The organism is Pseudomonas sp. B7(2017) (assembly GCF_002112745.1).
Classification (GTDB): domain Bacteria; phylum Pseudomonadota; class Gammaproteobacteria; order Pseudomonadales; family Pseudomonadaceae; genus Aquipseudomonas; species Aquipseudomonas ekonensis.
On sequence record NZ_NEIP01000012.1, the window covers coordinates 131,261 to 151,217 of the forward strand.

Genomic DNA, 19,957 nt, shown 5'->3' on the forward strand with positions numbered 1-19,957 from the left:
GCGCCCATGAACCGCAAACAGCAACTGCTCAAGCGTCACCGGCGCAACAAGCGCATCGGCCTGCTGGTCGCCTTGATCGTCCTGGCCGTGTTGGGCTTCGCGGTGGCGTGGTGGTTGCCGCCGCTGCTCGCGGTGCTCGGCTGGATCGCCCACGAGGCCTGGTTCGCCGATCACCTGTTCTATTCGCCGAAGGACGACTATCGCTACAGCTTCCCGCCGTTCACCCCGCAGCCCAAGGTGCACCTCAACGGTGGGCAACTGCGTCTGGATGACGGCGTGATGCTGGTGGACGACGCCACCCTGATCCTCGCCGTGAAGGTCAAGAGCACCTGGCTGGGGCGTTTTCTCGATCCGCGGGTCGAGTTGCTCGGCGGCGACGACCCGGATGCGCAGACCTTCGAGCGGGGCGTCAACGGCCTGCGCTACCTGAACCTGAGCGGCCAGGCCCAGGCGCTTTCCCAAGGCCGGCTGCGCCTGCGCGGACGTTTTTGCCGGGTGTCCGGCGAGCCGCTGCTGTGGGCGCTGGAGCAGCCGGACTACCGCCGTCAGCGGGTGATGGTGATTGCGCCGCACGCCGACGACGCCGAACTGGCGGCCTACGGGCTGTACAGCCAGGCCGACGAGGCGTGGATCGTGACGCTGACCGCCGGTGAGATCGAAGCCGATCACTACCGGCAGATGGGCCTGGACAAGGTCGAGGCGGCGCGGCTCAAGGGCCGTCTGCGTGCCTGGGACAGCCTGGCCGTGCCGCGTTGGGCCGGCGTGCCGCAGGCGCATTGCGTGCAGCTCGGCTACTTCTGCCTGCAACTGGCGGCGATGCAGGCCGCGCCGGATCGGCCGGTGGGCTCGCGGGAGGCCGACCTCAACGACACCCGGCTGTTCCGCCGCTTGAATCCGTTCACGCTGCCTGGCGATGCCGACGGCGCGCCGACCTGGAACAACCTGCTGGCGGACCTGCGCGAAGTGCTGCTGCGGGCGCGTCCCGACGTGATTGTGCTGCCGCACCCGACCCTCGATCCGCACCCCGACCACCTCTGCTCGCAGCAGGCGGTGATGCAGGTGCTGGAGGGCCTGGACTGGCAGCCGACGCTGCTCGGCTACGCCAACCATCTGCACGACAACGACCGCTGGCCGATGGGCGACAACGGCCAGGGCATCGCGCTGCCGCCTGCGTTCGACGCGACGGTGGCGATGCAGCCGCTGTGCCTGCCGCTGTCGCTCGCGCAGCAGCGCGACAAGGCCATGGCGCTGGGCATGATGCACGACCTGCAGCCGCCGGCCCCGTTCAAGCGGCGCCTGCGCCGTTGCCTCCAGCGGCTGCTGGCGGGCCGGAAGCCGTCGGTGTACGGCGAAAACGAATTCTTCAGAAAAGCGGTGCGGCGCCAGGAGTTGTTCTGGCAGGTCCGCCCAGGTGAGACAGGCGTCCAGCGGGGAGAGGTATGAGTCAACGTTCAAAGGTGCTGCAGCTGCAGCCGGACTACAACGTCAAGGCCCATGATTTTGCCGACCTCGCGGAGCAGATCGTCAAGGCCCTGCCCAAGGATCGCTATGAGGTGACCGCCGCGTTCCTGCGCGGCAAGCCTGGCCCGGGCGAGCCGGTGAGCCGCGCCGACCGTTCGGTGTACTTCGAGTTTTCCGACAAGTCCCTCAAGGGCATGCGCCTGCGGGCGATGTGGCAGTTGTACAAGTTCTGCCGCCGGGAAAAGTTCGACGTGGTGATCTGCAACCGCTTCAAGCCGGTGAACATGATGCTGGCCCTCAACCGCTGGCTGAAGGTGCCGCTGTGCATCGGCATCTCCCATGGCTTCGGTGAATACGACCGCTTCTACCGGCGACGCCAGACCCAGCGCCTGATCGACCGGCACTGGCGCTTCGTCGGCGTGTCGCCGGCGGTCAAGCAGTACCTGCTGGACTGCGCCTGCGGCTTCACCGACGCCAACACCTGGGCCATCACCAACGCCATCGACATCGAGCAGGCCGAAGGCCTGCAGCACAGCCGCGAGCGTGCCCGCGAGCTGCTGGGGATCGACCCGGACGTGCGTCTGGTCGGTGCCCTGGGGCGGCTGGTGTCGGTCAAGGGCCACACCTACCTGTTGCAGGCCTTTGCCGCGCTGAAAGACAAGTACCCGAACACGCAACTGGCGATCATCGGCGCCGGCCGCCTGCAGGCGCCGCTGGCCGAGGAGATCGCGCAACTGGGCCTGACCGGCCGCGCGCACCTGCTCGGCTTCAAGGAAAACGCCCTGCAGTACGTTCGCGCCTTTGACATCTGGACCATGCCGTCGCTGGCCGAAGGCCTGGGCCTGGCCCTGCTGGAAGGCATGAGCGGGCATCTGCCGGTGATCGCCTCGAACGTGCCGGCCATGCTGCCGCTGATCGAAGGCGCCGGCGGCCTGGCGGTCGCGCCCAAGGACGTGTCGGGCCTGACCGCGGCGCTGGACGCCTACCTCGGCCTGTCGGACGAGGAACTCAAGGCCAAGGGCGCGCAGGCTTACCGCTATCTGCAGCAACAGCACGACATCGAGGTGTTCCGTCAGGAATACCTGAACCTGATCGACTCCGGCCTGGAACAGGCCCGCAAGGAACAGCCATGAGCGACGCGCAACCCCTCGTCACCGTCATCATCGCGTCGTACAACCACGGCCCGTACATCGAAGAAAGCATCCTCAGCGTCATCAACCAGACCTACCCGAACATCGAGCTGCTGGTGGTCGACGACGGCTCCAAGGACGACAGCGCCCAGCGCATCGGCGCCTTGCAGGCGCAGCATGGCTTCGACTTCCGCGTGCAGCAGAACCAGGGGCTGACCAACACGCTCAACGGCGCCATCGCCCGGGCCAAGGGCAGCCTGATCGTGCCGTTCGGTTCCGACGACATCATGTACCCGGACCGGATCGCCACCCAGGTCGCGTACATGGACGGCAAGCCGGAGGTGGGCATCTGCGCCGGCAACATCGAACTGATCGACGCCGACGGCAACCTGTACCCGGAAAAGCGCCAGCGCCGCGACGTGCCGTTCCGCCGCCTGGACTTCGATGACATGTTCCTGGAGCGCAAGCCGTATCCGCCGGCGCCGACCCTGATGATCCGCCGCGAAGCGCTGGAGAAGGTCGGCGGCTTCGACCCGACGATCCGGCTGGAGGACCTGCTGATCGAACTGAAGGTCACCCGCGCCGGCTACTTCATCGACGGCCTGAACGTGGTGATGGCGCGCTACCGCAAGCACGCCACCAACTCCTACAAGAACCACCGGTTCATGATCGACAACATCCTGCGCACCTACGCGTTGTTCAGCGACCATCCGCTGTACGACGAGGTGCGCTTCAAGTCGCTCAACTCGATGTTCCTCAAGACCGCCAACCGCGACCGCAAGCTGGCGCGGGAACTGCTGGCGCAGATCCCGTTCAAGGCCTGGAACAAGAAAACCTGGCGCGGCCTGGGCCGCTTGCTGTTTTCGCCGCTGGAAAAGGATTGAGCCCACCCCCGGGAAGGGCGCCCGGCTTCAGCGGGCGACCTTCTGGGCCAGGCGTTTCTGGCTTTCCTTGCGCTGGCGCAGCCGGTTCAGCAGCGTCTTGCCGAGGGCCATCCCCGGCCGCTCGATGTACAGGAAGGTCAGGCTGCTGATGAGGATCAGCAGGCAGGTGCACACCGCCAGCAGCGGCAGGTAGACCCACGCGTCCCGTGCATCGACCTGCAGCCACAGCGGCAGGCGCTGCACCATGGCCCAGAGCACGAAACCGTGCAGCAGGTAGGTGCTGTAGCTGATTTCGCCCATCCAGCGGATGCTGCGCGGCTTGAGTGCGCCGAACAGCGAATTGCCCGACGCCACGATCACGAAGAACAGCCCCAGCAGAAGCAGCGGCGGCGCCTTGAACGCCCGGTTGAACGCCGTGAAGGCGATCGCCAGGGCCAGCAGGGCGACGATGCCGGCCGTGCGTGTCCGGCTCCAGGCGACCAGCTGCGGCCGGCGGATCCAGTAGGCCGCCGCGATCCCGCCGAGGAAACTGGCCAGGAAATGCTTCTTCAGCGAGTGCTCCCAGCCCACCGCCTGATACAGCGCGTAGATGCTGATCAGGCACAGCAAGACCTGCCGCCAGCTGCCGCGGTAGATGAACACCATGCCGGCCAGCGGCAGCGCCAGGTAGAAGAACACTTCATAGGCCAGCGTCCAGGTCACGTTGGAGATCAGCATGCCGGTCTGCGGGTAGCGGTTGATGTCGGGCCGGTCGAACGTCAGCCAGGCCAGCACCTGCCGGGCCAGTTGGCTGCCCGGCTCCTTCAGTTCCCAGCCCTGCAGGTGGAACACCGTGACGAACACCAGCAGCATCAGGGGCAGGTACAGCGGATACAGCCGGAACACCCGCGAGATCCCGAACGCCAGCCAGTCGTGCCGGCGGCCGTGGGTCAGCAGCCGGTCCCAGAACAGGAACCCGGTGATCATGAAGAACAGGGCGACGCTGCCCTGGCCGAGCATGGCGTAGAGGTTGTTCGGCGGAAAGTCGATCACCCCGGTGCGCAGGAATATCCAGGTGATGATCGAGTGGTGCACGAACACGCCGAACGCCAGGTAGCCGCGCAGCCCGTCGATGCTGGCGAAACGGCTCTCTCCGGCGTGCTGCAGGTGCCGGGTGATGGTCGGGACCGCCCGCAGCAGCAGGGCGGCGCTGGCGATGGCCAGCGCATAGGCGGCCAACGCGATGAGGGGATTGGTTTCGTTCATCAGTGAACCCGGGCCGGAGCGTTGCTGGCCAGCACTTGCCTGTGCAGGTTATCCACAGCGGATTGCGACGCGGTCATGGCATAGCCCTGAAGCAGCGCGTCGAGATGGTCTTCGAACAGCCAGCGCTTGTCGACGGTGTAGCGTTGCATGTGGCGCAGGTTGCGCTGACGCAGCGACAGGCCGAGCGCGGACGGGTAGATGCGCAGGTCGGCCAGGTCGATCAGGCCGAACTCGCCGTCCTCGAGCACCAGCACGTTGCCCAGGTGCAGCGAGCGGAAGTACACGCCCTGCTCATGCAGTTGCGCCATGAACCGGCCGAAGCGCTCCACCAGTGCCTGACGCACCGCCGGGGCGGTGATGCCCTGCAGCACCTGGCGCAGGGTGTGGCCCGGCAGCGGCGAGTAGTGCACGGCGCTGCTGCCGTCGTCCAGGCGATAGAGGCCGAGCACTTGCGGGGTCGGGATGCCCATCCGGCGCAACTGTTCGCTGTTGACGGCAAAGCGCTCCGAATAGGGGTTGAAGCTGCCGGAGGTGTACCAGCGGCGCGGGCGGAACAGCTTCAGGAAACTGCCGTCGCCAAGGCGCAGGACCTTCGGTCCCAGGCCGTCCTCTTCGATCACCTGGGCATCGCTGGCCATCTGCTGCAGTCCGGCCGCCGACAGCGGCTCCACCGGCAGCGCCAGCAGGCGCCGGGCCCGCTGGTTGATGGACAGGGCGGCGATCAGCGCCAGGGGAATCCACAGCAGGAACCAGTGTTCCTTCGGCCGGGAAATGATGCCGCCGCCTTCCGTCAGGCCGGCGCCGATGCCGAACACCAGCAGGGCCGAGGCGAGGATCAGCAGCGGCTGCACACGCTGGCGCCAGCTGCTGTACAGACCCCAGACCTGGAAGAACAGCCAGGGCAGCAGGCCCAGGATGCCGACGTAATAGAGCACGCCCAAGGTGAAGCTGTGGGGCTCGGCGAAGTCGTAGCCGACCCCCGGGTCGATGGCCAGGCTGGCGTTGTAGCCATGGCCGATCCACGGGTGTTCGGCGATCTTGTGCAGGGCCATCTGCCAGATCTCCAGGCGGTAGGAGTCGCCGCGCTCAATCAGCATCTGGCCGAACAGCCAGGACACCCCGAGGCCGCCGACGGCCATGGCGCCGAGCAGGAACAGCGAGCGCCGGTTCCAGCAGATGAAGCACAGCCACAGCGCCGCCAGCGTGAGGGCCACCAGCGGAGTCCTGGAGCCGGTCGCGATCACGGCCATGAACATCACCGCCATGGCCGGCACGCTGAGCCACAGGAACTGCCGGCGCTTGGCGATCATGGTCATGCCCAGCCAGTAGGCGCTGAAGAAGCCGAACAGGTGCGAGCTCAGCAGCGGGTTGTCGAACGCCCCGCCGCCGACCAGGCGCATGCCGGGTTCGTAGGCGCGGGCGAACAGGAACAGGAACACGGCCGTGGCCGCCAGCGCGATCAGCGCGGCGGTGAACAGCAGCGGCTGCAGCAGCTCGCTGCGGTAGCGCACGAGCAGGTAACAGCCGGCAAACAGCAGCACGGTGTGCAGCGGCGGCTTGAACATGCCGCCGACCGGTTCATCGGCGGGGCCCCAGCACAGGCTGAGCAGCGCCCATCCGACGAACAGCAGGAGGGCGACGATCAGCGGCTCGCGCAGCAGTTCCCGGGCCTCCCTGGGGCGCAGGCAGAGGGCGATCAGCGTCGGAATGCTGAACAGGCCGTAGAACAGCTTGTGGTGCAGGCTGCGTCCCGGCAGGAAAAACAGCGCGCACAGGAGCAGGAGATAGCCGAGGGGAAGAATCCACAGGCAAATGAAATCGAAGACCCGGTTAGAGGTGCTGTTGAAGCCGCGAAGTTGCATGCTGTGAGTTTAAATCCTGAAAAGGTACGGCCATTCGGATGATGGCTATTTGACGCTGAACGAGACGCCTAACAATACCAGCCTTTCGCCGATTGCCAGAGACCTGAAGAAGCTGTGCTAAAGTCAGCGTCCTTTTTATCGACTTCTGCGTGATATGACCGACTCCAGTCCCGCCGCAAGCCCATCGAGCTTGAAAATCTACTTCCGCCTGCTCGGTTACGTCAGGCCGTACATCAGTCTGTTCCTGATCAGCATCGTCGGTTTCCTGATCTTCGCCTCGACTCAGCCGATGCTCGGCTACATCCTCAAGTACTTCGTCGACGGCCTGTCCAACCCCGAGGCGGCGCTGTTCCCCTCCGTGCCTTACCTGCGCGACCTGCAGCTGCTGCAGGCCGTGCCGCTGCTGATCATCCTGATCGCCGCGTGGCAGGGGCTGGGCTCCTACCTGGGCAACTACTTCCTGGCCAAGGTCTCCCTGGGCCTGGTGCATGACCTGCGGGTGCAGCTGTTCAACAACCTGCTGATCCTGCCCAACCGCTATTTCGACAAGCATAACTCCGGCCACCTGATTTCGCGCATCACCTTCAACGTGACGATGGTCACGGGGGCGGCAACAGATGCGATCAAGGTCGTAATCCGTGAGGGCATGACCGTCGTCTTCCTGTTCGCCTCGCTGCTGTTCATGAACTGGAGGCTGACGCTGGTGATGGTCGCGATCCTGCCGCTCATCGCCTTGATGGTGCGCACCGCGAGCAAGAAATTCCGCAAGCAGAGCAAGAAGATCCAGCTGGCCATGGGCGACGTGACCCATGTCGCCTCGGAAACCATCCAGGGCTACCGCGTGGTGCGCAGCTTCGGCGGCGAAGCCTATGAAGAGAAGCGCTTCTTCGACGCCAGCCAAGGCAACACCGACAAGCAACTGCGCATGACCCGCACCGGCGCGATCTACACGCCGCTGCTGCAGCTGGTCATCTACACCGCCATGGCGATCCTGATGTTCCTGGTGCTGTTCCTGCGCGGCGACGCCTCGGCCGGCGACATGGTGGCCTATATCACCCTGGCCGGCCTGCTGCCCAAGCCGATCCGTCAGCTGTCCGAAGTCAGCTCGACCATCCAGAAGGGCGTGGCGGGCGCCGAAAGCATCTTCGAACAGCTGGACGTCGAGCCGGAAATCGACACCGGCACGGTCACGCGCGATTCGGTCAGCGGCCGTCTCGATGTGCGCAACCTGAGCTTCACCTACCCGGGCACCGAACGTCAGGTGCTCGACGACATCAGCTTCTCGGCGGAGCCGGGGCAGATGGTGGCGCTGGTGGGGCGTTCGGGCAGCGGCAAGTCGACGCTGGCCAACCTGATTCCGCGCTTCTACCACCACGACAAGGGCGAAATCCTGATTGACGGCGTGGAAGTGGAGCAATACAAGCTGCTGAACCTGCGCCGGCACATCGCCCAGGTGACCCAGCACGTGACCCTGTTCAGCGACACCGTGGCCAACAACATCGCCTACGGCGACCTGGCCGGCGCGCCGCGCGAGGACATCGAGAAGGCGGCCCGCGACGCCTACGCCATGGACTTCATCGCGCAGCTGCCCCAGGGCCTGGACACCCAGGTCGGCGAAAACGGCGTGCTGCTCTCCGGCGGCCAGCGCCAGCGCCTGGCGATCGCCCGCGCCTTGCTCAAGAACGCGCCGTTGCTGATTCTCGACGAGGCCACCTCGGCGCTCGACACCGAATCCGAGCGGCACATCCAGGCAGCGCTGGATCAAGTGATGAAGGGCCGCACCACACTGGTGATCGCCCACCGCCTGTCGACCATCGAGAAGGCCGACCTGATCCTGGTGATGGATCAGGGCCGGATCGTCGAGCGCGGCACCCACCAGTCGCTGCTGGCGCAGAATGGCTACTACGCCCGCCTCAACGCCATGGGCCTGGACGCCCCGGCCGAAGACATCGCCTGACCCCTTGCGGTGGCGAGGGAGCAGTTCCCCTCGCCACCGGTCCGGTTTGTATCCGCTCCTTTACGCTTCTTGACCAAACCGGAATAAATCCCGGCACCGCGCTTGTTAAGGTTCCTGAACGAACCCAGAACCTGAACCGAAGGGCCATCCCCTTCACGCGGATCCCGTCATGCTGCAACGTTATCTCTGGAAACTGCTGCCCAAACCCCAGCGCGCCTTCCTGCTGGGGCGCCTGCCGGTGGTCGACCGGCAAGTGGTGAACAAGTCGATGTCGGCCCAACGGGCCTTTCCCAAGGCGTTCGAGCAGCGTGCCTGCCTGTTCATCCATGTGCCCAAATGCGCCGGCAGCAGCATCTGCACGGCGCTGTTCGAAGGCTGGCGCCCCGGCCACCTGCCGCTGTACTGGTACGAAGAGCAGTTCCCCGAGCGCTACGCGGCGGCGTACAAGTTCGCCTTTGTGCGCGATCCGCTGGAGCGCGCCTACTCGGCCTATGCCTTTCTGCGGGGCAATGAGCTGGGCAGCCGTGACCAAGGGGCCCAGCGGCTGGTCAGGCGCTACCGCGATTTCGATGACTTCGTCGCCCGCTGGCTGCACGCCGAAACGATCCCGCGGCAATTGCACTTCGCCGCGCAAACCGACTTTCTCGTCGATTCGCTGGGGCACCTGGCGCTGGACTTCATCGGCTACCAGGAACATCTGGAGCGGGATTTCCACCTGGTCTGCGAACATTTGGGGATCGAAGGGCGGTTGCCTCACGTCAACGGCTCCCGCCAGCGTCAGCCGATGCCGGCGCGGGAGTTCTGCTCGGTGCGCACCCGTCGGCTGGTGCGGCGGGTGTACCAGCGCGACTACGACCTGCTCGGCTATGAGTGAACGGTGCCGTGCGCCGGCCTGCCTACGGCGGCGTAGGTGCTCAAAAAACGAGCAAAAAAGTCAGCTGTTTCATCCTGTTGCAGCCGCTGCACAAGCCTTCGCCCACCCTGTGCTAATATCGCGCCCCTGTTCATTTTGTATGTGGGTTGCTCCATGAAGTTGTCCATGCCGCGATTCGATCAAGCCCCTGTCTTGGTGGTCGGCGATGTCATGCTCGACCGTTACTGGCATGGCGGAACCTCACGGATTTCCCCTGAGGCGCCGGTTCCGGTCGTCAAGGTCGAGCAAATCGAAGACCGTCCGGGCGGCGCCGCCAACGTTGCCCTCAACATCGCCGCGCTGGGTGCGCCGGCTTCGCTGGTCGGCGTGACCGGCGACGACGAGGCCGCCGACAGCCTGAGCAACAGCCTCAAGGGCGCGGGCGTGCGGGCCCTGTTCCAGCGCATCGCGCACCAGCCGACCATCGTCAAGCTGCGGGTCATGAGCCGGCACCAGCAATTGCTGCGCATCGATTTCGAAGAACCGTTCGCCACCGATGCCCTGGCCTTGGGCGCACAGGTCGACGACCTGCTCGAAGGCATCAAGGTGCTGGTGCTGTCCGACTACGGCAAGGGTGCGCTGAAGAACCACCAGGCGTTGATCCAGGCCGCCCGCGCCAAGGGCATCCCGGTGCTGGCGGATCCGAAGGGCAAGGACTTTTCGATCTACCGCGGCGCCAGCCTGATCACCCCGAACCTCAGCGAGTTCGAGACCATCGTCGGCAAGTGCGCCGACGAGCACGAACTGGTGAGCAAGGGCGCGGCGCTGATGCACGACCTTGAGCTGGGCGCGCTGCTGGTCACCCGCGGCGAACACGGCATGACCCTGCTGCGCCCGGAGCATCCGGCGCTGCACCTGCCGGCCCGCGCCCGCGAAGTGTTCGACGTGACCGGCGCCGGCGACACGGTGATCTCCACCCTGGCGGCGGCGATCGCCGCCGGCGAGGACCTGCCCCATGCGGTGGCGCTGGCCAACCTGGCCGCCGGCATCGTGGTGGGCAAGCTCGGTACGGCGGCGATCAGCGCCCCGGAACTGCGCCGCGCGATCCAGCGCGAAGAAGGCTCCGAGCGCGGCGTGCTGGGGCTGGAGCAACTGCTGCTGGCGGTGGCCGATGCCCGCGCGCACAACGAGCGGATCGTCTTCACCAACGGTTGCTTCGACATCCTCCACGCAGGCCACGTGACCTACCTCGAACAGGCACGGGCACAGGGCGACCGTCTGATCGTGGCGATCAACGACGACGCGTCGGTCAGCCGCCTGAAGGGGCCGGGCCGTCCGATCAACAGCGTCGACCGGCGCATGGCCGTGCTGGCCGGCCTCGGTGCGGTGGACTGGGTGATCAGCTTCCCTGAAGGCACCCCGGAAAACCTGCTGCGCGAGGTCAAGCCGGACGTGCTGGTCAAGGGCGGCGACTACGGGATCGACCAAGTGGTCGGCGCCGACATCGTCAAGGCCTACGGCGGCACGGTGAAGGTGCTGGGGCTGGTGGAAAACAGCTCCACCACGGCGATCGTGGAAAAGATCCGCAAGTCCGAGTGAAGCCCTGAAAAAGACCGCGCCGGTGATGCGCTCGCAAGAGCCATCGCCGGCGCGGTCTTTGGCTTTCAGGAACCCACGTTCTTGCTCGGCACGATTCGCTTGAGCAGTTGCGTCGCCTTGCCCCGCAACCGGGCCAGCCCCGTGTCCTTGGCGGGCGCGGTCAGCCCTTGCTGGCGCAGCCAGTCCTTCCAGCGGATCCGCTCATCGCGCACCAGCCAGCCGTCCTGCCGGGCGAAGCTTTCGGCCAGGTACAGGCCCCGGGTGCCGGCCGGGTGCAGCTGGCCTTTCTTGAGTGTGTACAGCTCGGCCAGCGGCTCGCCGTCCTGCAGCGGCATCAGGTAAAGGTCCGGACGCTTGCGGTCCAGCCGCGCCACCAACTGGTCGCCTTCCAGCCGCTCGTCCACATGGAACAGGCTCAGGTTCTTGGCTTCCTTGGGCACGTCCAGGCGCAGGTCGTAGATCAGCTGCAACGAGGCGGTCGGCAGGTGCACGTAGGCCCGCGGGCGTTCCATCAGTTGCAGGCTGGCGCAGCGCACCGGCCGCGCCGAGCCGGACTCCGGCGTCAGGCGAAACGGCAGGGCTTCGCGGTAATGCAGTGCCGAGGCGTAAGGCGCCGGCAGCCAGGTGTCGTTGAAGCGCCCGCCGAGCCAGCCTTCGGGCGTCTCCAGCAGGCATTCCTCGGCGATTTCCTGGATGGCCGTGTGCAAGGGCAGGTTCAGCTCATGGGCCGGCACATAGCCTGAGATCAGCTTCAGCACCACATCGCCGCGGTCCTGCCGGCGCTGGCGCACCAGTACCCAGTAGTCGCGGCTCTGCCAACGCAGGGTCAGGCGCACCGAAACCCCGAGGTTGGCCAGCTCCAGCGCAAAGCGCTCGGCGTCCGGCACCGTGACCGGCCGCCGCCGCTGCAGGGTCTGGGCGAAGTTCAGCGGCCTGCCGACGCTCTGGTAGGTCAGGCCTTCCGGGGTGGCTTCGACGAACAGCGGCAGGGTCTTGAAATTGCTCGGGTTCTTTCTGATGAGCGTGCGCGGCATGTCGGCTCCTGCTTAAGGCCGCGGGGCGGCGTCAGAGACCACGAAGGACCTGTGCAACGGTCGCGACGTTGTGGGCGAGGTGCAGCGGGTTGATCGTCCCGACGATGGCGCTGGCCACGCCGGGCTGCCCGAACAGCAGCTCAAAACTGGCGCGCACCGGATCCACGCCGGGATCGAGGCAAATGTGACCGCTGGCCAGGGCCTTCTTCACCAGAATGGCCTTGCCGTGGGCAGCAGCATAGTCAATGACGGCCCTTTCGCTCTGTTCGTTCAGATTGTAGGTGACCATCGCGCAGTCGCCTTGCTCCAGCGCCTTCACGCCGCCTTCGACGGTCTTGCCGGACATGCCGAAGCCGCGGATCTTGCCTTCGGCCTTGAGCGCCGCAAGGGTTGCGTACACTTCGCAGCCTTCGAGGATGGCCATGTCGTTGCCGTCCGAATGCACCAGCACCAGGTCGATGAAGTCGGTCTCCAGCCGCTGCAGGCTGCGTTCCACCGACATCCGCGTGTGGGCGGCGCTGAAGTCGTGGCGCGACTGGCCGTCGGCGAACTCTTCGCCGACCTTGCTGACGATCACCCAGTCATGGCGCTGGCCGCGCAGCAGCGGGCCGAGGCGCTCTTCGCTGCGGCCGTAGGCCGGTGCGGTGTCGATCAGGTTGATGCCCAGGTCCCGGGTGAGCTTGAGCAGCATGCGGGCTTCGTCATCATCGGGGATGCGGAAGCCGTTGGGGTATTTCACGCCCTGGTCGCGGCCAAGCTTGACCGTGCCCAGGCCCAGCGGCGAAACGCTCAGGCCGGTGCTGCCCAGGGGGCGGTGCAGATCGTGCAGGGTCGCTTGGCTCATGGCAGCAATTGCTCCCAGGCCGGCACACCCAGGGGCGGCTTGGGCAGGGCCGGCAGGGCGGTGGGGGCGCCCGGCTTGATGCCGTCGCGCTCCAGGGCGGCAAGCACCCGGTCGGCGAAGTCCGGCGCCAGGGCCAGTTTGGTCGGCCAGCCCACCAGCAGGCGGTCCTGTTCGGCGAGGAAGGCGTTGTCGGGGCGGGTCAGGCCGGTCTGCAGCGGCTCGGCGCGGTCCACCCGCAGGGTCGCCCATTGCGCGCTGCCGAGGTCGATCCACGGCAGCAGTTGGCCGAGCTCTTTCTGTGCGGTGGCGATCTGCTCGGCCGGCTCGCGGGCCACGCCGTCGGCTTCGGCGATGTCGCCGCCCAGGTACCAGACCCACTGGCCGTCGGCCGCCGGGTGGGTGGTCACGGTGATGCGCGGCTTGGTGCCGCCGCCCAGGCAGTGGGCGTACAGCGGCTTCAGGCCAGGGCCCTTGACCATGATCATGTGCAGCGGGCGGGTCTGCATGGCCGGCTGGCTCAGGCCCAGCGCCGCCAGCAGGTCGGCGGTGCCGGCGCCGGCGCTGAGGACGATGCGTTGGGCGCGGATCTCGCGTTCGTCCACCTTGAGGCCCACCAGCGCGCCGTTCTCCAGCAGCGGCTCGATCTTCTGGCCGGACAGCAGACCGTCGCCCGCCAGTTCCGCCAGGCGTGCGATCAGGCTCGGCACGTCGATCACCAGTTCGGCCAGGCGGTAGACCTTGCCCTTGAAGCGCTTGTCCTGCAGGGCCGGCGGCAGTTGCTCGCCCTTGACCTGATCGACCCGCCCGCGCACGGCCTTGCTGGCGAAGAAACTGGTGAGGTTGCCCGCCAGGGTGCCCGGCGACCACAGGTAATGGGCCTCGGACAGCAGGCGCACGCCGGCAAGGTCCAGCTCGCCGTCACCGGCCAGCGCTTCGCGCCAGCGGCGCGGCATGTCGGCGATGGCCTCCGAGGCGCCGGTCAGGGCGCCGTGCAGCGCGTACTTGGCGCCGCCGTGGATGATGCCCTGGGACTTCACGCTCTGCCCGCCGCCGAGGCTGGCGCTTTCCACCAGCACGGTCGAAAAGCCCTGGCGGCGCAGGCGCGCGTTGAGCCAGAGACCGGCGACACCGGCGCCGACAATCAGCACGTCGGTGGAAATTGTGGATGGCATGCGACGACCTCAGTGTTCAAGACGAGGGCGCAGTATACAGACTCGGGGAAAAGGGGATTTGCTGCTGATCATCCGTCTGCAGGCCCAGACAGATTCCCGTGGCGAGCGCGCTTGCTCGCCACGGGTTCGCCGTCAGTGGCCGGCGGTCTTGGAGAACAGCTGGATCACGACGACGCCCAGCACGATCAGCGCCATGCCCAGCATCGCCGGGATATCCAGCTTCTGTCCGTAGATGAACAGCGCCGCCACGCTGACCATCACGATGCCCATGCCGGCCCACACCGCGTAGGCGACGCCCACCGGCACGCTGCGCACCACCAGGGTCAGCATCCAGAAGGCGATGCCGTAGCCGACGATGACCAGCAGCAGCGGCAGGGGCGTGCTGAATCCCTTGACCGCTTTCATCGAGACGGTGGCGATCACTTCGGCGCAGATGGCAATGGCCAGGTAGGCGTAGGCGGTCATGGTTCGATCCTCATGTGAAACGTTGCTTTACGAGTCCGCATTTTAGGGATTGCCCGGATGCGGTAAAGTCATTACCTATCTGTTTTGAAGATGGGTTGCGCAATGAACATGCAATGGAACCTGGATCAGTTGCGGGTCTTCGTGGACGTCGCCGAGCAGCGCTCGTTTTCCGCCGTGGCGCGCCGGCAGCGCAAGGCGCAGTCGGCGATCAGCAGCGCGGTCGCCCAGTTGGAGGATGACCTGGGCGTCAGCCTGTTCGAGCGCAGCAGCGGGCGTCAGCCGAGCCTCACCGAGGCCGGCGAGGCGCTGCTGGAGGACGCCCGGGAAGTGCTGCGCCAGTGCGAACGCCTCAACGGCCGGGCGATCGCGATGATGCGCGGTGAGGAAGCGCAACTGCGGGTGGCCCAGGACGAGGCGATGCCCTATCAGGCCCTGGTGGAAAGTTTCGGCGCGCTGGCCGAGCAGTTCCCCAGCCTGGAAGTGCAGCTGACCAGCGCCGCCCAGGGCGAAGTGGCGCGCAAGCTGGTGGAGCGCCGTGCCGATCTGGGGCTGCTGTTCTATCACGATGAAATCCCCGAAGCGCTGGAGCGCCGGGTGCTGGGCAGCGTGGACATGGTCACGGTGTGCGGCGTCAACCATCCGCTGGCGGCGCAGCCGTACGTTGATGCCCGGCAATTGGCGCAGCACCGGCAGTTGCTCATGTCGACCCAGACCAGCGTCTACCCCGGCAACGAGCCCGCCAGCCCGCAGGTGTGGCGGGCCGACAGCTTCTACGTGATGGCCGAATGGCTGGTGCGGGATCTGGGCTGGGCCTGGCTGCCGCGCCATGTGGTGCAGTATTCGGCGTACCAGGGCCTGATGGTCGAACTCGACAGCGAATGGACGCCGCCGGCGCTGGTGGTGGAGCTGGTCTGGCGCCGCGACGAACCGCTGGGGCCGGCGGCCCGTTGGCTGGCCGAACGATTTGCCGTGCACTTGCGGGCGATCGGCGACAAAAGCCGATAGACTGCGCCGCCATGAATAGAACTCTTTACTCCGCGCTGTTTTACCTGGGGCTGCCGCTGGTGGCGATTCGGCTGTGGCTGCGTTCGCGCAAGGCGCCGGCCTACGCCAAACGGATCGGCGAGCGTTTCTCCTACGGGATGCCGGCGCTGCGGCACGGCGGGATCTGGGTACACGCGGTGTCGGTGGGCGAAAGCATCGCCGCCGCGCCGATGATCCGCGCCTTGCTGCAGCGTTATCCGCAGTTGCCGATCACCGTGACCTGCATGACCCCGACCGGTTCGGAGCGGATCCGCGCCCTGTTCGCCGACGAGCCGCGCATCCAGCACTGCTACTTGCCCTACGACTTGCCTTGCGCGGCGGCGCGTTTCCTGGACCGTGCGCAGCCCAAGCTTGCGGTGATCATGGAAACCGAACTGTGGCCCAACCACATCCACCAGTGCGCCAAGCGCGGGATACCGGTGGCGCTGGCCAACGGGCGGCTGTCCGAGCGTTCGGCCAAGGGTTATGCGCGGTTCGGCAAGCTCACCGGGCCGATGCTGGCCGAGATGAGCCTGTTCGCCGTGCAGACCGAGGCCGAGGCCCAGCGTTTCCGCGACCTGGGCGCACGACCGGAGACGGTCGAGGTCACCGGCTCGATCAAGTTCGACCTGACCGTCGACCCGCAATTGCTGCAGCGCGCCGCCGAACTGCGCGGGCAGTGGCAGGCGCTGGAGCGTCCGGTGTGGATCGCCGCCAGCACTCACGACGGCGAGGACGAAGTGGTGCTCGACGCCCACCGTCGCCTGTTGGCCAACCATCCCGATGCGCTGCTGATCCTGGTGCCGCGTCATCCGGAACGTTTCAACGCCGTGTTCGAGCTGTGCCAAGGGCAAGGCTTCGCCACGGTGCGCCGCTCCACGGGTGCGAATGTCGACGCCGGCACGTCGGTGCTGCTCGGCGACACCATGGGCGAACTGCTGTTCCTGTACGCCCTGGCCGACAGCGCCTTCGTCGGCGGCAGCCTGGTGCCCAACGGCGGGCACAACCTGCTGGAGCCGGCGGCGCTGGCCAAACCGGTGATCAGCGGCCCGCACCTGTTCAACTTCCTCGACATCGCCGCGCAGATGCGCAGCGCCGGGGCGTTGGCCGAGGTGGACGATGCCGAAGGACTGGCGGTTGAAGTGCAGCGCCTGTTCGAGCTGCCCCGGGATGCGCAGCGCATGGCCGAGGCGGGGCTGGACGTGATGCGCCGCAATCAGGGGGCGTTGCGGCGGTTGCTGGATGGGTTGGGCCGGCTTATGAAATAGTTCGCCGCTCCACTCACAACCCACAAGAAACCGACAGTCATGTCGGTTTTTTTGTGGGCGTTGTCCGGACAGGTTTACCGACTTGGGAAGCGTCCTTCCTTGTTTAAAGACCACTCCTACATTCGGCCATTTCCTGCTTTGTTAGTGTGCCCGCCAGTTTTCGCGAGCACAGACCACGGACGGTTTGGACATCGCGCTTCTTTTCCTCATTGCTTAAGGATAAGCGTATGTTCCGGTCGGTCAGTGCCGCGCCTTTCGCGTTGCAGATTCCCGCTGTTCGTCATGACTTCAAGGTGCTGGCTTTCAGCGGCACCGAAACCATCAGCATGCTTTACGGCATCCACGTTGAACTGGTCAGCGAGCATCTCGATTTCGACCTGGGGCGTCTGCTCGGCCAACCGGCGTTTTTGCAGTTCGGCCATAACGGCGAAGGCCTTCACGGGCACATCGACGAGGTGATGGCTGGCGAGTCGGGCAAACGCCTGACCCGCTATCACCTGACGCTGGTGCCGGCCCTCTATTACCTGCAGTTCAGCCACGATCAGCGGATTTTTCAACAGCGCACCGTGCCGCAGATCATCGCGCACGTGCTCAAGGGGCATGGCATTCAAGGCGATGCCTTTCGCTTTCATGTCGCGACGAATCCACCGCGTGAGTACTGCACCCAGTACGGGGAATCGGACTTCGAATTCATCCAGCGTCTGTGCGCCGAGGAGGGCATCGCCTGGCATCACCAGCATTCGGCGGATGGCCATTTGTTGGTGTTTACCGATGATCAGGTGTTCCTGCCCAAGCTTGGCTCCACGCCGTACCAGCAGGATTCGGGCATGGTCGCCGAGCACTCGGTGGTCAGCCGCTTCAGCCTGCGTAACCGCACACGAACCAGCACCGTCACCCGCCGCGACTACGACTTCAAGCGCCCCAGCCTGTTGCTCGAAAGCCGTTTCACCGCCGAGTTCACCCCAGTGCTGGAGGACTATCGCTATCCGCTGTTGATCGAGAATGAACGGCGCGGCAAGCAACTGGCGCGTCAGGCCCTTGAGCGCCATCGCAGCGACTATGAACTGGGCGAGGGGCAAAGCGATCAGGCCCATCTGCGTTGCGGCCACCTCTTCGAACTCACCGGGCATCCGCGTCCGCACTGCAATGACCTGTGGTTGCTGGTGAGCGTCAGCCATGCCGGGAAGCAGCCGCAAGTGCTTGAGGAGTCGGTCACCAGTGACACTCAAGACACTGACGGCTTCACCCAGGGCTATCGCAACACGTTCAGCGTGATTCCCGCCGAGGTGGTGTTTCGTCCTGCCCTGCCGCTGCCTCGTCGCCCGCTGGTCGCGCAGACCGCGCGGGTGACCGGCCCGGCCGGTGAGGAAATCCACTGCGACGGATACGGCCGGGTGAAATGCGAATTCCCGTGGGATCGCGCCGAACTCAACAGCGAACGCAGCAGTTGCTGGCTGCGGGTCTCGTCGAATTGGGCCGGTGAAGCCTTCGGTTCGGTGACGGTTCCGCGCATCGGCATGGAAGTGTTGGTGACCTTTCTGGAGGGTGACCCGGATCGGCCTTTGATCACCGGTTGCGTGGCCAACAAGGTCAACTCGGTGCCCTATGCCTTGCCGGATAACAAAAGCAAAACCGTGCTGCGCAGTCACAGCACACCGCACACCGGCGGCTACAACGAACTGATGATCGAAGACCGCGCCGGCCAGGAAAAAATCTACCTGCGCGCCGAGCGCGACTTCGAGCAACTGATCCTCAACGACAGCCGCAGCCAGATCCGCCGCGACCGTTTCGAGCAGGTCGACCAGCACAGCGTCAGCCTGATCAAGGCTGATGAACGGCACACCACCGACGGCACGCGCAACACGGTCATCGGCACCGATGACCTGCTCAGCATCAGCGGCAACAGCAGCACCACGGCCAGCGGCACGCTGGTGATTCAGGCCGGCCCGCATGCACGGGTGACCGCCAGCCAGGTGGTGATCGATGCCGGCGCTAGCTTGACGCTGACGGCAGGCGGTCATCACATCGTGATCAATTCGGGCGGGATCTTCAGCAGTGTCGCCATCGTCGAGGGCGGTGCGCCGGTGGCAGGCGTGGTTGCGCAGACAGCGTTGGCGGCGGTGCCCGAGGAACAGCACGCGCAGGTCTTGTTGTCCGTGACCGCACAACAGGTCGCGCTGGCCCAGGCCGCCGAGCAGGCCTCTTCAGTGTGCGCCGTGTGCGAAAAACTGGCGCAGGTGGGCGCATGAACCGGGCTTATCTGTTACTGGATCGAATCCAGATCGCCAACCTTGCCGATCGCCTGTTCGAGCTGACGGGCCGCGCGGCGGTTCATTCGCTTTATCAGCACACCGCTTACAGCGACCTGGACGGTGTCGGGCCGTTGTTGACGGAAGTTCTGCCTGACAGCCCGCTGGAACGGGTGTTCTGGCAGGCGTGGAGCGCGACAGCGGGTATCTGGCTGGAGTCGGAGGCCGACGAACTTCAGGTGCTGGAGCATCTGCGTGGTTTGGTCCACGCACGGGTCGAAGGAGGCGCGACGGTTTTTTTCCGCTTCTACGATCCGCGCGTCACAGCCTCCTGGCTGGCGGATTTGCCCTTTCTTGAGCGGGACCGCCTGATGGGGCCGATTCGACTGATCCGTTTGCCGGGCCTGGAGATCCGTCAGCAAGCCGCGCAACCGGCAATCCCCTATGCGCAGCAGCCTTGGCTGGGGCTGGCAGCCGAGCAGCTCGATCACCTCGACACCGCGAGGCGCGAGTCTTTCGACCGGCAACTGATCGAGCACGTTCGGCGCCACTTTCCCGGATCGCTCAAGTCCCTGGACGTCTGCGCGCTGCGGCAATGGGCATCGGACTGTCAGTCGAGCGCCGCGCGCAGCGGTTTCAGCGCCGTCGATGAAGTACTGATCTGGTCTCGATTGCCGGCCGTGCTGGGCAGGGATTTCCCCGATGGTTCGGAGCATGGCGTTTATCGGCAGCTACTGACCGAACCCGGCGTCACACCCCATCAGCGTCTGGACAACCTCAACCATGCATTGACGCAACAGTTACTGACTGAAAAGGACCTCGCCCCATGAGCGCCGAAAAACTGGCCATGGTTGACCAGGCTGCTCAGGCCGAGCGTGCGGCCAGAGCCCAGCCCCATGTGGACATCAACA

General features: G+C 65.8%; 16 protein-coding genes. 10 read left to right on the forward strand and 6 right to left on the reverse strand.

Going from position 1 to position 19,957, the window contains the following annotated elements; translation table 11 throughout:
* Nucleotides 1-6: 6 nt before the first annotated feature.
* The 3 genes from CAG29_RS20860 to CAG29_RS20870 are packed head-to-tail and all read left to right on the forward strand — an operon-like array spanning nt 7 to nt 3,475.
* Nucleotides 7-1,443, forward strand: coding sequence for a PIG-L deacetylase family protein (locus CAG29_RS20860; protein WP_085640360.1), 1,437 nt, complete (start codon nt 7-9; stop codon nt 1,441-1,443).
* Nucleotides 1,440-2,594 carry a glycosyltransferase gene (locus tag CAG29_RS20865; protein ID WP_085640358.1) on the forward strand — a complete coding sequence of 385 codons (1,155 nt, stop codon included), beginning with the start codon at nt 1,440-1,442 and terminating at the stop codon, nt 2,592-2,594. Before CAG29_RS20860 ends, CAG29_RS20865 begins: the two co-directional genes overlap by 4 nt.
* A complete protein-coding gene (locus CAG29_RS20870; RefSeq protein WP_085585289.1) occupies nt 2,591-3,475 on the forward strand; it encodes a glycosyltransferase in 885 nt (294 codons plus the stop codon). Before CAG29_RS20865 ends, CAG29_RS20870 begins: the two co-directional genes overlap by 4 nt.
* A 27-nt stretch (nt 3,476-3,502) precedes the next feature.
* On the opposite strand, the gene CAG29_RS20875 is transcribed toward CAG29_RS20870, so the two are convergent.
* The gene (locus CAG29_RS20875; protein ID WP_085640356.1) at nt 3,503-4,720 is read right to left on the reverse strand and encodes an acyltransferase; all 1,218 of its coding nucleotides are present in this window, start codon (nt 4,718-4,720) and stop codon (nt 3,503-3,505) included.
* Nucleotides 4,720-6,582, reverse strand: a complete 1,863-nt coding sequence (locus CAG29_RS20880; RefSeq protein ID WP_085585285.1) for a bifunctional O-antigen ligase/aminoglycoside phosphotransferase family protein — start codon at nt 6,580-6,582, stop codon at nt 4,720-4,722. Before CAG29_RS20880 ends, CAG29_RS20875 begins: the two co-directional genes overlap by 1 nt.
* Before the next feature lie 154 nt (nt 6,583-6,736).
* On the opposite strand from CAG29_RS20880, the gene msbA reads away from it, so the two are divergent.
* The 3 genes from msbA (at nt 6,737) to hldE (ending at nt 10,991) form a co-directional block, all read left to right on the forward strand.
* Entirely contained in the window at nt 6,737-8,539 is a 1,803-nt protein-coding gene (msbA, locus tag CAG29_RS20885; protein WP_085585283.1) for a lipid A export permease/ATP-binding protein MsbA, read from the forward strand.
* 169 nt (nt 8,540-8,708) lie between these two features.
* Nucleotides 8,709-9,413, forward strand: a complete 705-nt coding sequence (locus tag CAG29_RS20890; RefSeq protein WP_085585281.1) for a sulfotransferase family 2 domain-containing protein — start codon at nt 8,709-8,711, stop codon at nt 9,411-9,413.
* A gap of 153 nt (nt 9,414-9,566) precedes the next feature.
* Entirely contained in the window at nt 9,567-10,991 is a 1,425-nt protein-coding gene (hldE, locus tag CAG29_RS20895) for a bifunctional D-glycero-beta-D-manno-heptose-7-phosphate kinase/D-glycero-beta-D-manno-heptose 1-phosphate adenylyltransferase HldE (protein ID WP_085585279.1), read from the forward strand.
* A 65-nt stretch (nt 10,992-11,056) separates the two neighbouring features.
* On the opposite strand, the gene CAG29_RS20900 is transcribed toward hldE, so the two are convergent.
* The 4 genes from CAG29_RS20900 to CAG29_RS20915 form a co-directional block, all read right to left on the reverse strand.
* Nucleotides 11,057-12,025, reverse strand: a complete 969-nt coding sequence (locus CAG29_RS20900) for a metal ABC transporter ATPase (protein ID WP_085585277.1) — start codon at nt 12,023-12,025, stop codon at nt 11,057-11,059.
* A 31-nt stretch (nt 12,026-12,056) separates the two neighbouring features.
* Nucleotides 12,057-12,869 carry an aldo/keto reductase gene (locus tag CAG29_RS20905; RefSeq protein ID WP_085585275.1) on the reverse strand — a complete coding sequence of 271 codons (813 nt, stop codon included), beginning with the start codon at nt 12,867-12,869 and terminating at the stop codon, nt 12,057-12,059.
* Nucleotides 12,866-14,041 carry an FAD-binding oxidoreductase gene (locus CAG29_RS20910; RefSeq protein ID WP_085585272.1) on the reverse strand — a complete coding sequence of 392 codons (1,176 nt, stop codon included), beginning with the start codon at nt 14,039-14,041 and terminating at the stop codon, nt 12,866-12,868. The genes CAG29_RS20905 and CAG29_RS20910 overlap by 4 nt, the downstream gene beginning before the upstream one ends.
* 132 nt (nt 14,042-14,173) lie before the next feature.
* On the reverse strand, nt 14,174-14,506 hold the full coding sequence (locus tag CAG29_RS20915) for a multidrug efflux SMR transporter (protein ID WP_085585270.1): 333 nt from the start codon (nt 14,504-14,506) through the stop codon (nt 14,174-14,176).
* 102 nt (nt 14,507-14,608) lie between these two features.
* Between CAG29_RS20915 and CAG29_RS20920 the strand changes: the two genes are divergently transcribed.
* The 4 genes from CAG29_RS20920 to CAG29_RS20935 all read left to right on the forward strand — a co-directional run bounded on the left by CAG29_RS20920 (nt 14,609) and on the right by CAG29_RS20935 (nt 19,876).
* A complete protein-coding gene (locus CAG29_RS20920; protein ID WP_085585268.1) occupies nt 14,609-15,511 on the forward strand; it encodes a LysR family transcriptional regulator in 903 nt (300 codons plus the stop codon).
* A gap of 11 nt (nt 15,512-15,522) precedes the next feature.
* The gene (gene waaA, locus CAG29_RS20925) at nt 15,523-16,797 is read left to right on the forward strand and encodes a lipid IV(A) 3-deoxy-D-manno-octulosonic acid transferase (RefSeq protein ID WP_085695070.1); all 1,275 of its coding nucleotides are present in this window, start codon (nt 15,523-15,525) and stop codon (nt 16,795-16,797) included.
* Between the two features lie 227 nt (nt 16,798-17,024).
* Nucleotides 17,025-19,046: a type VI secretion system tip protein TssI/VgrG gene (gene tssI, locus CAG29_RS20930; protein WP_085695071.1), complete on the forward strand. Its 2,022-nt coding sequence runs from the start codon at nt 17,025-17,027 to the stop codon at nt 19,044-19,046.
* Nucleotides 19,043-19,876: a DUF4123 domain-containing protein gene (locus tag CAG29_RS20935; protein ID WP_085695072.1), complete on the forward strand. Its 834-nt coding sequence runs from the start codon at nt 19,043-19,045 to the stop codon at nt 19,874-19,876. Before tssI ends, CAG29_RS20935 begins: the two co-directional genes overlap by 4 nt.
* Nucleotides 19,877-19,957: the final 81 nt, after the last annotated feature.